Source organism: Nitratireductor aquibiodomus NL21 = JCM 21793 (assembly GCF_000615975.1).
Taxonomy (GTDB): domain Bacteria; phylum Pseudomonadota; class Alphaproteobacteria; order Rhizobiales; family Rhizobiaceae; genus Nitratireductor; species Nitratireductor aquibiodomus.
On the sequence record NZ_BAMP01000019.1, the window covers coordinates 12,749 to 27,081 of the forward strand.

General features: G+C 61.6%; 8 protein-coding genes and 1 pseudogene. 2 read left to right on the forward strand and 7 right to left on the reverse strand.

Annotated features, from left to right (window positions below):
- Positions 1-2: 2 nt before the first annotated feature.
- The 7 genes and pseudogenes from JCM21793_RS07500 to JCM21793_RS07530 form a co-directional block, all read right to left on the reverse strand.
- Positions 3-620: a 2-hydroxychromene-2-carboxylate isomerase gene (locus tag JCM21793_RS07500; protein ID WP_025029964.1), complete on the reverse strand. Its 618-nt coding sequence runs from the start codon at positions 618-620 to the stop codon at positions 3-5.
- 328 nt (positions 621-948) lie between these two features.
- Positions 949-1,494: a thioesterase family protein gene (locus JCM21793_RS07505; RefSeq protein WP_025029965.1), complete on the reverse strand. Its 546-nt coding sequence runs from the start codon at positions 1,492-1,494 to the stop codon at positions 949-951.
- Between the two features lie 142 nt (positions 1,495-1,636).
- Positions 1,637-3,855, reverse strand: a pseudogene (locus tag JCM21793_RS24710) (3-hydroxyacyl-CoA dehydrogenase NAD-binding domain-containing protein).
- A gap of 22 nt (positions 3,856-3,877) precedes the next feature.
- Positions 3,878-5,086, reverse strand: coding sequence for an acetyl-CoA C-acetyltransferase (locus JCM21793_RS07515; RefSeq protein ID WP_025029966.1), 1,209 nt, complete (start codon positions 5,084-5,086; stop codon positions 3,878-3,880).
- 47 nt (positions 5,087-5,133) lie between these two features.
- Positions 5,134-6,240 (reverse strand): acyl-CoA dehydrogenase family protein, encoded by a 1,107-nt coding sequence (locus JCM21793_RS07520; protein WP_036539865.1) that lies wholly within the window; start codon positions 6,238-6,240, stop codon positions 5,134-5,136.
- 134 nt (positions 6,241-6,374) lie between these two features.
- Positions 6,375-8,171, reverse strand: coding sequence for an acyl-CoA dehydrogenase C-terminal domain-containing protein (locus JCM21793_RS07525; RefSeq protein ID WP_025029968.1), 1,797 nt, complete (start codon positions 8,169-8,171; stop codon positions 6,375-6,377).
- Positions 8,172-8,549: 378 nt separating this feature from the next.
- Complete coding sequence (locus JCM21793_RS07530; protein ID WP_025029969.1) at positions 8,550-9,017, reverse strand: MerR family transcriptional regulator; 468 nt, start codon at positions 9,015-9,017, stop codon at positions 8,550-8,552.
- A gap of 438 nt (positions 9,018-9,455) precedes the next feature.
- Between JCM21793_RS07530 and JCM21793_RS07535 the strand changes: the two genes are divergently transcribed.
- Positions 9,456-13,187, forward strand: coding sequence for a peptidoglycan-binding protein (locus JCM21793_RS07535; RefSeq protein WP_025029970.1), 3,732 nt, complete (start codon positions 9,456-9,458; stop codon positions 13,185-13,187).
- 224 nt (positions 13,188-13,411) lie between these two features.
- Positions 13,412-14,332: a sulfite exporter TauE/SafE family protein gene (locus JCM21793_RS07540; RefSeq protein ID WP_007008155.1), complete on the forward strand. Its 921-nt coding sequence runs from the start codon at positions 13,412-13,414 to the stop codon at positions 14,330-14,332.
- The last annotated feature ends 1 nt before the right edge of the window (position 14,333 follow it).

Here is a 14,333-nt window from a genome sequence, read left to right on the forward strand (position 1 = left end):
GCTCAGGGTGTGATGGGTGCGCGGCCCGTCGCCAGTGCATGGTCGAGATATTCGACACGGTCCTGCCCGAAGAACGCCTCGCCGTTCAGCACATAGGTGGGCACGCCAACTGCATCGGCCTCGACCGCGTCTTTCGTATTCTGCGCGCGGATTGCGGCAATCGCTTCGCTTTGGGCGGCTTCGAGAATGGATGCGGCGTCGAACTTCTCCAGTTCCAGATATTTCGCCAGCGTGTCGGGATCGGCGATGTTCTCCTCGTTCGCCCACACGGCGGCGAAAACACGCTCCATATAGCTCATGGGGTCGTGCCCTCCGGCGACCAGGGCCGCAATCACATGGTCTGAAAGAGCCGGGTCGACAGGCCAATGCCTTGGCGTCTTGTTGATGGGCATGCCGCGGAAATCCGCGATGCGCTGCAGTTCGACCAGTCGCAGTCGCTGGCGCACCGGAGGGCGCTTTGCCGGCGGGACCGCACCGGAAATCTCCCACACACCCATCAGGTTGACCGGCTTCACCCGCACGGTCGCGCCATGTTTGGACAGAACCGTCCGCAGTGGCCGATGACCCAGATAGGTGAAGGGCGAAGCGGAAGTGAAATAGTAGTCGACGGTGGCTGGCATGAGTGTCTCCGGTACATTTTCCGAGGCTGAAACTAGGGTCAGGACCTATTAATATGGTCGCAATGGTCGGCCTGATTTGTGCGGATACGCGAAGCAAGACCACAGGAAGACTTCATGTCTTTCAAGGTCTTGCGACAAAGTAGGCCGTGCAAATCAGGCCGATCCGAAGGACGCTCGATAGACCGGCGACCTGCCACGTCAAACCCCTTGACCGGGAGAAGGACCCCGCTCTGCGGGCTTTTCCTTGCATCTCTTGGTCTATCGATCGCCATTGTGGTCATATTAATGGGTCCTGACCCTAGCGAGCCAGGCGCCGCACCGATAGACGTCAGGCCAACACTTTTGCGCGAGCGCGCAGGCCCTGATGCGAGGCCATGAAAGCCTTTTCCTCGTCATTTGGAGCGCGCGGTGCCGTATCGACGCCGAGCGCGCTCATCAACTCGTCCATCGGAACGAAGCGCTTTCCGCGATAATCGTAAACACCTCCGGTGGTGAGGATCATGGCGGCGATACGTCCGTCCTGGAGGACGAAACGATGCTGTCCAATGATCTGCGTGCCGTCCCACGTCTCGATGGTGGAGACCACATCGAAACGCTGCCACAGGCGAACCTCGCGCACATAGGCCGTCTGAAGTCCGCCAAGCAGCGGCGCCCAGCCGCGTTCGCGGGCTGCCGCCACCAGACCGCTGCGCAGAAAAATGTCGATCCGCCCCATATCCGCCAGCATCATGTAGCGGGCGTTGTTGAGGTGGATATTCATGTCGATGTCGGTCGGCAGGCAGCGGAACGAGAGCGTGCTCTCATCGCCCAGCCGGTAGACGCCCCGGCTCTTGCGTGTGGCTGCCACACGAAGAAGACGCATCCAGACATACATGGTTTTCTATCCTGACGGGTTTGGTGTGGCGGCTGGCGCTCAACGAGCCTCAAGCGAGGCTGCGACCTGTGGCGCTGCACTATCTATCGTCCCGGATGCGGTTCCGTATCCGGGACGGTGTTTTCGCTTCAAGCGGTGGGCCTCAGGCGGCTTTCTTCTCCGCCGCCTTTTCAGGCGCGAAGCGCTGGTAGAAGGTCTCGCCGCTCTCAGCCATGTCCAGCAGGAGCTTCGGGGCTTTGAACTGCTTGCCGTACTTCTTCTGCAGGCGCTTGGTCATGGCAACGAAGGCATCAGCACCCATCCCATCAATGTAGGACAGCGCGCCGCCCGTATAGGGTGCGAAGCCGAAGGCGAGGATGGAGCCGACATCCGCCTCGCGCGGATCGACGACAATGCCTTCTTCCATGATGCGGGCCGCTTCCAGCGCGATCGTGGCCAGGAAACGCTCCTGCAGTTCCTCGACATCGATCTTGTCCGGGTTCTTCTGCGGATAGAGATCCTTCAGGCCGGCCCAGAGATGCTTCTTTGCAGCTTTGCCGGATAGTCATAGAAGCCCTTGCCGTTCTTGCGGCCAAGGCGGCCATGCTTGTCGACCAGCGTGTCGATCAGCTCCATGTGGCGCGGGTCGACGGCCTTGGGGCCGAGATCGCGCACGGTCTGCTTCATGATCTTCTGGGCGAGATCGACAGCCGTCTCATCGGTGAGCGCAAGCGGGCCAATTGGCATGCCGGCCATCTTCGCCGCATTCTCCACCATCGGGGCGGGTACGCCCTCGATGACCATGGAGAAGGCCTCCTGCATGTAGCGCAGGACGCAGCGATTGACGTAGAAGCCGCGCGTATCGTTGACCACGATGGGCGTCTTCTTGATGGCGCGCACATAGTCCATCGCCATGGCCAGCGCCTTGTCGCCGGTCTTCTTGCCCATGATGATCTCCACCAGCATCATCTTGTCGACGGGGGAGAAGAAGTGGATGCCGATGAAGTTCTTCGGGCGTTTGGAGTTTTTCGCCAGGCCGGAGATCGGAATGGTAGAGGTGTTGGAGGCGAAGACGGCGGACGGCTTCAGAACCGCCTCGGCCTTCTCTGTCGCCGTTTTCTTGATCTCCGAATCCTCGAACACCGCCTCGATCACCAGATCGCAGCCTTCAAGCTCGGCATAATCGTCACTCGGTGTGATGAGGGAGAGGAGCTTTTCCTTGTCTTCGGCGGTGGCGCGGCCCTTCTTGATGGCCTTGTCCATCAGGTCGGCCGAATGCGCCTTGCCCTTTTCGGCGGATGCCGTGTCGCGGTCGATCAGAACGACCGGAATGCCGGCTTTGGCCGTGACGAAGGCGATGCCTGCGCCCATGAAGCCGGCGCCCAGAACCCCGATTTTCCTGAGCTTCTTCGCTGGCACGTCGTCCGGACGGCGCGCGCCCTTGTTGAGCTCCTGCAGCGAGACGAAGAGCGAGCGGATCATCATCTTCGCTTCGGTCGTCTGCATGATCTCGGTGAAATAGCGCTGCTCGATGGTCAGCGCGGTATCGAAGGGCACCAGCATGCCCTCATAGACGCATTTCAGGATCGCAGCTGCTGCCGGGTAATTGTTGTAGGTCTCACGGCGCAGGATGGCGATTGCCGGCGGCCAGAGGTTTGCGCCTGCTGCCGAGTAGACGGGGCCGCCGGGCAGTTTGAAGCCCTTCTCGTCCCACGGCTGAACCGGGCTGAGGCCGTCGAGGACCATCTTCTTCGCCGTCTCGACCAGCTTCTTCGGCGCGGCGATCTCGTGGATCAGCCCCATGGCCTTCGCCTTCTGCGGCGTCAGCGTCTGGCCGGTGGTCAGCATCTGCAGGGCTTCCTGCGGCTTGGCAAGGCGTGGCACGCGTTGGGTGCCGCCCGCGCCGGGGAAAATGCCCACCTTCACTTCAGGAAGCGCCATCTTCACTGCCGGGCTGTCGGCTGCGACGCGGCCATGGCAGGCGAGCGACAGCTCGAAAGCGCCGCCCATGCAGGTGCCGTTGATGGCCGAGACCCACGGCTTGCCGGAGGTTTCAAGCTTGCGCCAGAGCCAGCCCATGCGGCCGGCATTGTCGAACAGAAGCTTGACCGCCTTCTTGCGGTCCTTGGCCTTTTCCTTCTCGAACTGGCCGAGCATTTTCTGCAGCATGGTCAGGTCCGCGCCGCCGGAAAAGGTCTCCTTGCCCGAGGTGATGACAGCACCCTTGATCGCATCGCTGCCGGCAACCTGGTCGATGATCGCGTCCAGCTCGTTCATCACCTCTTCGGTGAAGACGTTCATGGAGCGGTCCGGCATGTCCCAGGTGACGAGCGCGATGCCGTCTGCTTCCACGTCAACGGTGAAATTCTTGTAGTCGGTCATGGTCTGATCTCTCCCCGACAGCTCAAACGCGTTCGATGATGGTTGCGGTGCCCATGCCCGCGCCGATGCACAGCGTCACGAGCGCAGTGTTCAGGTCGCGGCGCTCAAGCTCGTCGAGAACCGTGCCGAAAATCATCGCGCCGGTCGCACCCAGCGGGTGGCCCATGGCGATTGCGCCGCCATTCACATTGATCCGGTCATGGTCGATCTCGAAGGCTTGCATGTAACGCAGCACCACCGAGGCGAAAGCCTCGTTCAGCTCGAACAGGTCGATGTCCGAAAGCTTCATCCTGGCTTTCTTCAGAAGCTTTTCCGTCACGTCGACCGGGCCGGTCAGCATGATCGCTGGCTCGGAGCCGATATTGGTGAAGGCGCGGATCCTTGCGCGCGGCGCGAGCCCCATGGATTTGCCGGCCTTGCGCGAACCGAGCAGCACGGCGGCCGCGCCATCGACGATGCCCGACGAGTTGCCGGCGTGGTGCACATGGTTGATGCTTTCAAGCTCCGGATAGCGCTGCACGGCCACGGCGTCGAAACCGCCCATTTCGCCGGGCATCACGAAGGATGGATTCAACTGGCCAAGCGCCTGCATGTCGGTGCCGGGGCGCATGTGCTCGTCATGATCGAGAATAGTCAGGCCGTTCTGGTCTTCCACGGGGATCACCGACTTCTTGAAATAGCCCTTGTCCCAGGAGTTCTTGGCGCGCTTCTGGCTTTCCACGGCATAGGCGTCCACATCGTCGCGGGAAAAGCCGTATTTCGTGGCGATCAGGTCTGCGGACACGCCCTGCGGCATGAAATAGGAGGGGATGCCGACCGAAGGGTCCATGAACCATGCGCCGCCGGACATGCCCATGCCGACGCGCGACATGCTCTCCACGCCGCCGGCAATGACGATTTCGTCGGAGCCGCCGGCGATCTTGGCCGCGCCCAGATTGATGGCGTCGAGGCCCGATGCGCAGAAGCGCGAGATCTGCATGCCCGGAGCCGCGTTCGCGTAGCGCGCCTCGAAGGCGGCCGAGCGCGGGATCACGGAGCCGGCTTCACCGACCGGATCGACGCAGCCGAAAATGATGTCGTCCACCTTGGCGGTGTCGAGGCCGTTGCGGTCGCGCACGGCTTCCAGAACTTTCGCGCCAAGGCGCACGGCGGGCACCTCGTGCAGCGAACCGTCCTTCTTCCCGCGTCCGCGCGGCGTGCGCACGGCGTCATATACATAAGCGTCAGCCATATCGGTCTCCCTGCTTTACCGACCCAACGCGGGGTCGTGCGATTGGTTCAAAGGGTTCTGGCGATCACCAGCTTCATGATCTCGTTGGTGCCGCCATAGATGCGCTGCACGCGGGCGTCGCGATACATGCGCGCGATGGGATATTCGTTCATATAGCCATAGCCGCCGTGGAGCTGCAGGCATTCGTCGACCACCTTGCACTGCAGGTCGGTGAGCCAGTATTTGACCATGGAGGCGGTGGCGGTATCGAGATTGCCGGCGAGGTGACGTGCCACGCAATCATTGTAGAAAACGCGGCCGACCGTTGCCTCGGTTTTCAGTTCCGCCAGTTTGAACTGGGTGTTCTGAAAGTCGATCACCTTCTGGCCGAAGGCCTTGCGCTCTTTCACATAGTCGATGGTGACGGCCAGAGCGCGCTCGATCATGGCTATCGCCTGGGCGCCGATCAGAAGCCGCTCCTGCGGGAGTTGCTGCATGAGCTGCACAAAGCCCTGGCCTTCCTCATGACCGAGAAGATTGGCGGTTGGCACACGCACATCGTTGAAGAAGAGTTCCGAAGTGTCGTTGGACTTGAGGCCGATCTTGTCGAGGTTGCGACCGCGCTCAAACCCTTCGGTCTCGTCGGTTTCGACCACGATCAGGGATGTGCCCTTCGCGCCCTGGCTAGGGTCCGTCTTGGCCACCACGATAACGAGATTGGCTAACTGCCCGTTGGTGATGAAGGTCTTGGAGCCGTTGAGGCGGTAATGGTTTCCGTCCTTCTCCGCCCGCGTTTTCACACCCTGAAGATCGGACCCGGCGCCGGGTTCGGTCATGGCGATTGCGCCGATCAACTCGCCGCTCGCGAGCTTCGGCAGCCAGCGCTGCTTCTGCTCTTCCGAGCCGTAATGGAGGATGTATGGCGCGACGATGGCGTTGTGGAGCGCAATGCCGAAACCATCGACGCCCACATGGCTGATCGCTTCGATGATCGCGCTTTCATGGGCGTAGGCGCCGCCCGCACCGCCATGCTCCTCCGGCATCGAGGCGCAGAGAAGGCCCGCAGCGCCGGCTTTCTCCCAGCTTGCGCGGTCGAAGATCTCCGCTTTCTCGAACGCTTCATAGTGAGGCGCAATCTCTTCCGTCAGGAAGCGGCTCGCCATGTCATAGAGCATGGCGACGTCTTCACCGGCCCAGTCGGGCCGAGAAAGGCCAAGTACGGACTGTGGGTCTGCCACTCTACGCCTCCTCGCTGACAACGCTGCGCACTAGCGTAGGCACGCTAGAACGAGCACGGCTTTCATACCAGTCAAAACGCCTCTTCCGGCAGGGCCATCATCGCGTCGGCGCCGGTGGAGATACGGGCGAGGTGCGCCGCCGTTTCGGGCATGACGCGCTCCATGAAATACCGGCCGGTGGCGATCTTGGCCTCAAGGAACGAGGCGTCGCCGTTGGCACCCGCGGCAATCTGCTCCTGCGCTTGCTTGACCATTCGGCCCCACATGTAGCCAAGCGCCATAAGGCCCATCAGATGCATGTAGTCGTAGGAGGCCGCACCCGCATTGTCAGGCTTCTGGACCGCGTTCTGCATCAGCCAGAGCGAAGCGGCCTGCAGGTCGTTAAGGCCTTTCTTGAGCGCCTTCGTGAAGGGGGCCATCGCCTCGTCGTCACGATGGGCCTCACAGAAATCGCCGACTTCCTTGAAGAAGGCCTGTGCGGCGCGGCCACCTTTGGCCGGCAGTTTGCGGCCCACCAGGTCCAGCGCCTGAATGCCGTTCGCGCCCTCGTAGATCATGGCGATGCGGGCGTCACGCACGAACTGGCTCATGCCATGTTCCTCGATATATCCGTGACCGCCGAACAGCTGCTGCGCCATGACGGCGTGCTCGAACCCCTTGTCGGTGAGAACGCCCTTGATCACGGGCGTCATCAGCGCCAGGAGATCGGATGCCGCTTCGCGGTCCTTCTCGTCTTCGGAGAGATGCGCGATGTCTGATTTGAGCGCGGTCCACAGGATCAGCGCACGTCCGGCCTCGTTGAAGGCGCGCATGGTCATCAGATTGCGGCGCACATCCGGGTGGACGATGATCGGATCGGCCTTCTTTTCCGGTGCTCTCGGCCCTGTGAGCGAGCGGCCCTGTAGACGTTCGCGGGCATATTCCACCGCGCCCTGATAGGCAGCCTCGCCGACGGCGTGGCCCTGCAGGCCGACGCCGAGGCGCGCCTCGTTCATCATCGTGAACATGGCTTTGAGGCCGCCATGCTCCTCGCCAAGCAGATAGCCGGTGGCGTCGTCATAATTCATGACGCAGGTGGCATTGCCGTGAATGCCCATCTTTTCCTCGATGGCTCCGCAGGAAACCGCGTTGCGCGCACCGGGCGTGCCGGCATCGTCGATCATCACCTTAGGCACGATGAAGAGCGAGATGCCCTTCACGCCGGCGGGTGCACCCTCGATGCGAGCCAGAACCAGATGGATGATGTTTTCCGAGAGATCGTGCTCGCCCGCGGAAATGAAGATCTTCTGGCCGGAAATTTTGTAGCTTCCGTCGCCGTTTGGCACGGCTTTGGAAGTCAGAAGGCCCAGATCGGTGCCGCAATGAGGCTCGGTCAGGTTCATGGTGCCGGTCCAGGTGCCTTCCACCATCTTCGGCAGCCACTTCTGCTTCTGCTCCTCGGTCCCATGTGTAAGGATCGCTGCGATGGCGCCCTGTGTGAGGCCCGGATACATCATCAGCGCCATATTGGCGGAAACCAGATACTCGCTGACGGCCGAGTGCACCGTGTAGGGGAGGCCCTGGCCGCCGTATTCTGCAGGCACGGAAAGGCCCAGCCAGCCGCCTTCGCAATATTGACGGTAGGCATCACCAAAGCCCTTCGGCGTCGTGACGGAACCATCCTCATGGCGGGTGCAGCCTTCGATGTCGCCTGTGCGATTGAGCGGCTGCATGACGTTTTCGGCCAGCTTCGCGCCTTCGCTCAGGATCGCTTCGACGATGTCCGGCGAGGCGTCGGCAAAGCCCGGCAGATTGTCGTAATTGCCGTAGCCAAGAACATCGTTGAGCACGAACAGCGTATCGCGCACGGGCGCACTGTAGGTCGGCATGAGACTCCTCCAGCTCTCGGAACAAAGGCGCGAACAGAGCTTTCGCGCAGCATCGGAAGCGCTCTAGCAAATTTTGACGTTTGCGTAAACGTCAAAAACGACGCGCGGCGTCACAAAGCCCCGTGCCGACCAGTGCCGGCACGGTGAGTTCTGGAATGAAACTGAAGCTGCGGCCCCGCAGCGGAGAGCGCGCCGGAGCAATCTGCAGTCAGGTGGAATGGCCTGACATCTGCAGAAATTCAGATGATGACAGGGCGTCCGGGCGGTTTGTCCCCGGCATCTGCCTCCCGTCCAGATTGGTCGTGTGCGCAAATGCCGGGTAGAGAAAAACCGCTGGCGGTGTTCCGCCGGTCTTCAGTCCGGATGTGTCGGACGAAATCAGCCGGCGGTGCCCAGAGCCGAGGCGGTATTCAGCCGGGCGCCGACGTCCGCGATCAGCTTCTTCAGCTCGGAAATCGCATCCTCGATGGAGCGATGCTGTTTCTGAAGCCGCACCATCTGGCGTTCGGATTTCGTCAGGACGAGTTGCAACTGCTCGACATTGCCCTCCGTGCGATCCGCCTTTGGGTCGTGAAGGTCAAGCACTTCCTTTATGTCGCTCAGCGAGAAGCCGATCTTACGGCCAAGCAAAATCTGCTGGAGGCGGAGCTTGTCGTTGCGCGAATAGAGGCGTGTCGTGCCCACGCGCTCCGGCGTCAGCAGGCCTTTGTCTTCGTAAAAGCGCAGGGCGCGAAGGGTGACGCCGAATTCGCGCGCCATCTCGCCAATGCGGGTGAATTCTTCGGAGGTCTCGGGAGAATCATTTCCCTCGGCGGTCTTTTCGACAGCCATTGCAATGTTCGTCATGATCACTGTTCCGTATCGAATGAACACTCCGGCGGGGAAACCGGAATGGTGACATGCCTGACGGCCAAACTTCGCCGACGGGCGAAGGACGCACCGCTCAGACACGTTTAGAAGGCGGGCTTATGCGTCGCAGAATACGGCATTACAAGGGCCTTTGGCCAAATTGTGAACGGCTTGCCAACAACCTTTTTGCCGGATTTTCGCGCGTATGCTTAATCGCCGGTAAGAAATGTTAACTCCGTGTTTACCATGATCGGGGAATTGTGGACCCGTCAGCAGACCATGCCCGTTCGCGTTCGAAGCCTGGGCATGGCGGCCTGACCGTGGGTGTCTCTGAAGTGTTTGTCTTCTGCCTTACCGGCGTACCAAAGCTGAAGGGCCCGCGCGGCAAGAACTATCGATGGCCAACCGGCAACCGGTGGAGAGGCGGGCGTTCCGATGAACAACAAGCGTTCCTATCTGGAAAACATAAATGCCGGTCGTCGTCGGCGGCCAAGGGCCAACGCGTCTCTTAATGAGATCAACCGCACGCTGGAAGAGATGGAGCATCGGCTTGGACGTGCCACCGGTCGTTTCGATCAGCAGGCGGAGGAAAACGAGGTCGCTCGTCGCATCCAGGAACTGTCCGAAACGGTGTCCCAGACCTACGCCCGGCCCGGGGATCGCCCTGCGCCGCACCGGCACAAGGTCGCGCCGCAGGCCTATTTCGAGCGCGCCGCGCACGAGCTTGAGCGCAGCCACAGGCAGGAGCGCGAAGTCTCATCGATTGGCAGTATCGCCAGCGAGCTGAAGACCCTGCGCTCGGAGCTTCGTGATGCAATGCGCTCCGGCCTCAACGATGAATTCACCACGCTGCGCCGTGAACTGGCGGGCATTATGGCCTCGGTGCCCAACAGTGCGTTGAGCAGCGAGCTTGTGGTTGAATTTGAACGCCTCTCCAATGCCATCGCACAGCTTGCCGAGCGCAGCGATGACAAGAATGTCAAAATGCTGCGCCTGGAAATGGAGGAGTTGAAATCATCGATTTCCAATCTCGCGCGCGAAGAGACGCTGCGCGCCGTCGATCAGCGCTGGGACGCGCTCGACGATCGCTGGAGCGCGTTCGAGACTCGTGTTTCCAATGACATTCGCAGGAGCGACCCGGCGATTGAGATGCTGCATCAGCGCATCGAAGAGATCGCCCATGCGGTCAACAACCTGCCGGGATCCCTCTCGATCCAGTCGCTTGAGGACCGGGTACGCACGCTTGCGGGCGCACTCGACCAGTTGCTGGAGCGCAAGCAGCAGAGCAATCCCGAAGTTTATGCTGCCCTGGATGAACGTCTTGACGAGATCAGCAGGGCAATCGCGGCCTCCGCTCCGAAGGCGCAGGCTGCGAGTTTCGATCCACAGCCCTTCGAGCGTATCGAGGCGCGGATTTCCTCTCTCGCCAGTCAGGTGTCTGAACTGCTTTCTGAACGTTCGGGCGGCGAGGCGGTCGGCCAGCTCAGCGAACAGCTCTATTCGCTGTCGCAGCGTGTCGACGAAATCGCCCACCGTATCGACATGCCGGAACAGACTGTGGAACGCCTTGCCGGCCAGATCGCCGGCATCGCCGAAAAGCTCGATACCGCCCCGCAGCCGCAGATTGCGGAGCACATGCTGCGCGGCATTGAAGATCGGTTCGCGCATCTCTCCCAGCTCATTGAGGAGCGGCAGGGTGACGTCGCCGAGCAGGGTCGGACGCTGGTTGATGAGCTGGAACGCCGTCTGCAGGAGATTTCCGCGCGGATCGATGAGCGCGGCAATCCGGCTCACGACGAAGCGGGCATCATGGCGACGATCGACGCACGCTTCAACGAGCTGGCCGCGCGCCTCGACGTTGGCGCTGGTGAAGCCCGCGATGGTGAAGCGCTTCGTGCGCTCGAGGCACGGCTCGACGACATCTCGGGACGTTTGCAGGCCTCTTCTTCACAGGCCTCTTCCGTCGATCCCGAGGTGATCCGGAATCTCGAAGCGCAGGTGCGCAGCCTTTCTGAACACCTTTCGCGCCCGGGTGCCGACCTGCCGGAATTCGAGGATCTGGGCCCGCGTCTGGAGAACATCGAGCGCTCCATTCACGAGAACCGTGCCGCTGTTGTCGAAGCAGCGCGGCACGCTGCGGAGCAGGCGATCGGCGCACTCGGAAACGCTCCTCAGGCGGAGGCATTCGATCGTGAGCTGCGGGCAGAATTGCGGGCTCTTGAGGAACTTACGCGCAAGTCGGACGAACGCAACACCAAGACGTTTGAAGCCATTCACGACACGCTCCTCAAGATCGTCGACCGCATCGGCGCAGTGGAAACCACGTCGAAAGCCGGCGCGGGTAGCGATGCGACGAAAATCGCCGTTGCAGCCGCTCCCTCGATTTCGCCCGCTGGCGATGAGGCCGTGGAAACGGTGACGCGCGATTATGAGCCGGCACCAAACCGTTCACCGGCCGAGGCTGCCGCAGCTGCGGCCCGCGCGGCTCTGGATGAGGACGGGCAGAAGGAGCCGGTGAAACCAGAACGCACCTCGCTTCTGGGCGGTTTGTCACGGGCATGGAGCACGCGCGGCGAAAAGCAGCAGGCCGAGGCCGAGGTCGATGACGAGGTCTTCGAGGAAGCCGAGCTGGAGGCCGATGGAAGCCTCGAGGCGGTAGAGCTGGATGCTGAACGCATCAATGAGCCACTCGAACCAGGCTCCGGCGCTCCCGATCTCAATGCAATCCTGCGCCGTGTGCGTGATGAGAAGAAGGCACCGGTCCGCGCGGAGACGGATGACGCTGCGAAATCGGATTTCATTGCCGCGGCAAGACGGGCGGCGCAGGCTGCTGCCGCCGAGGCGGAGATTCTGAAGAAACGTCGGGCCGACGCCACCGAAGAAACCGGTCGCTTCGGCCTCGGGCGCCTGCTCAAGCGCAGCAGGAAGCCGCTTATGGTGATGCTCGGAGCCGGCATTGTCGCCGCCGGTGGATATCAGGTCGGCAAGGCATACCTGTCGAACTCGACATCCATCCCGATGCCAGTCGCAAGCGATAGTTCGATGCCGGAGCCAGCGGCCGTTGTGGCCGGCGCCAGCACCGCGGCGGAAGATCGCCGGGTGCGTGTCGTGGATGAGCAGCCGCTGGACGAAGCGTCTCCCAGCGAGGCAGTCGACGAGACGGTCGATACACTGGCCTCCATGCCGCAGATGGATGCACCTGCGCAGGGCAAGTTTGAGGAGCCGCTTTCAATAACCGAGACGGCCAACCTTCCCGAAGCACCGCCTGTGGAAGCCGTTCAAACGGTTTCGCTGGATGAAATCCCGATGGATGCCGGGCCGGTGCCGCTTCGTGAAGCGGCCGCGGCAGGAGATCCGAAGGCGTATTTCGAGATTGCCAGCCGCTATGCGGATGGACGCGGGACGACGGCGGACATGGCGAAGGCCGTCGAATGGTACACGAAGGCCGCCGAAGCCGGCTTCGCGCCCGCTCAATACCGGGTCGGTGATCTCTATCAGAAGGGTACCAGCGTCGAGCGTGACGCGGCAAAGGCGAAGATGTGGTTCCAGCTTGCGGCACAGCAGGGCAATGCGGGTGCCATGCACAATCTGGGTGTTCTCTACGCCATGGGTGCCGACGGGCCGGCAGACAACAGCTCTGCCGCACGCTGGTTCCTTGAAGCGGCGGAGCATGGCGTCAAGGACAGCCAGTTCAACCTTGGCATCCTTTCGGCCAAGGGCATGGGGGTGCCGCAGGACCTGACCGAAGCCTATAAGTGGTTTGCCATCGTCGCCAATGGCGGTGACAGGGACGCTGCCAGCAAACGCGACGAGATCGCGGCTGCTCTGTCACCGGAGAAACTGGAACAGGCGAAAAACAAGACCGCTTTGTGGAAAGCCAAATCCATCGACCCCGCCGTCAACATGGTTGATGTGCCTGAATCCTGGCGTGAGAGCCGTGAACTGACCGCCAGCGTCGACATGAAGAAGGCGGTCACCAACATTCAGCTTATCCTGAATCAGCAGGGGTTTGATGCGGGCAAGCCGGACGGCATCATGGGCGGCAAGACCAAGACGGCGATCAGCGCTTTCCAGAAGGCCAACGGCATGACGCCGACCGGAGAGGTCGATGAGGCGCTGGTGCGTGCGCTTCTGGAAAAGAACAAGGCAGCGGCCGCTGCTCAGTAGGGCAGCTTCGCATCTGATGGACAGCCGGCTTTTAGGGGCAGGACCCAAAGTGTGTCCGAACGGACGCACTTCACCTTCGCCGGGCAAGTCGTTCAAACTTTTCCCGATTTGGTGACAACTCGGTTTGACTTCGTGATCGCCAGAGCGCAGAACGGAAGCACGCATAACGCTTCCACATCTCGCCCGGCGCCGTCGTCGGGGAAACAATTATTCGGGTGCCGCGGGTGGGTATCTATCTCCCAATCGCCGAAATGTCCGTCAATGTCTTCGTGCTGCTGGCCATGGGCGGCGCGGTCGGCTTTCTCTCCGGCATGTTCGGCGTCGGCGGCGGGTTTCTCATCACGCCGCTCCTGATCTTCTACAACATCCCGCCCGCCATCGCGGTTGCCACCGGCGCCAACCAGGTGATCGCTTCATCTTTCTCTGGCGCGCTGGCGCATTTCAAGCGCAAGTCGCTCGATCTCAAGCTGGGCACGGTTTTGCTGGCCGGCGGCATTGTCGGTGCGTCGCTGGGTGTCTCCGTCTTCGCCTATCTGCGGCGACTGGGACAGCTCGACCTGATCGTCTCGCTGCTCTACGTGGCGTTCCTCGGCGTGGTCGGCGGTCTGATGCTGATGGAAAGCGTGCGCGCCATCAGGCGTTCGCGCGGCGGCCAGACGGTGACGCTGCGCAAGCCCGGTCAGCACAACTGGATCCATCGTCTGCCGCTGAAAATGCGCTTTCGCGCCTCAAAACTCTTTGTCAGCGTGATACCGGTACTGGCTTTGGGTGCGTTTATCGGTTTCCTGGCGTCGATCATGGGTGTCGGTGGCGGCTTCATCATGGTGCCGGCGCTGATCTACCTTCTGAAAGTGCCGACCAATGTCGTGATTGGCACGTCGCTGTTCCAGATCATTTTCGTGGCGGCTTTCACGACGATCATTCATTCGACAGCCAACCAGACCGTCGATGTGGTGCTCGCTTTTCTCCTTATGGTCGGTGGCGTTGCCGGTGCGCAATATGGCGCGAGGGTGGGGCAGAAGCTTCGCGGCGAGCAGTTGCGCGCGCTTCTGGCGCTGCTCGTTCTGGCGGTGGCGCTTCGTCTTGGATTTGACCTCTTCGTTCGGCCCGAGAGCGTCTATTCCCTCTCCATGGGAGGGGTTTGAG

Coding starts and splice junctions, on each gene's coding strand:
- JCM21793_RS07530 (WP_025029969.1), bottom strand. CDS start 9,017: ATGACGAACATTGCAATGGCTGTCGAAAAGACCGCCGAGGGAAATGAT.
- JCM21793_RS07520 (WP_036539865.1), bottom strand. CDS start 6,240: ATGCTCTATGACATGGCGAGCCGCTTCCTGACGGAAGAGATTGCGCCT.
- JCM21793_RS07500 (WP_025029964.1), bottom strand. CDS start 620: ATGCCAGCCACCGTCGACTACTATTTCACTTCCGCTTCGCCCTTCACC.
- JCM21793_RS07535 (WP_025029970.1), top strand. CDS start 9,456: ATGAACAACAAGCGTTCCTATCTGGAAAACATAAATGCCGGTCGTCGT.
- JCM21793_RS07505 (WP_025029965.1), bottom strand. CDS start 1,494: ATGTATGTCTGGATGCGTCTTCTTCGTGTGGCAGCCACACGCAAGAGC.
- JCM21793_RS07525 (WP_025029968.1), bottom strand. CDS start 8,171: ATGCCGACCTACAGTGCGCCCGTGCGCGATACGCTGTTCGTGCTCAAC.
- JCM21793_RS07515 (WP_025029966.1), bottom strand. CDS start 5,086: ATGGCTGACGCTTATGTATATGACGCCGTGCGCACGCCGCGCGGACGC.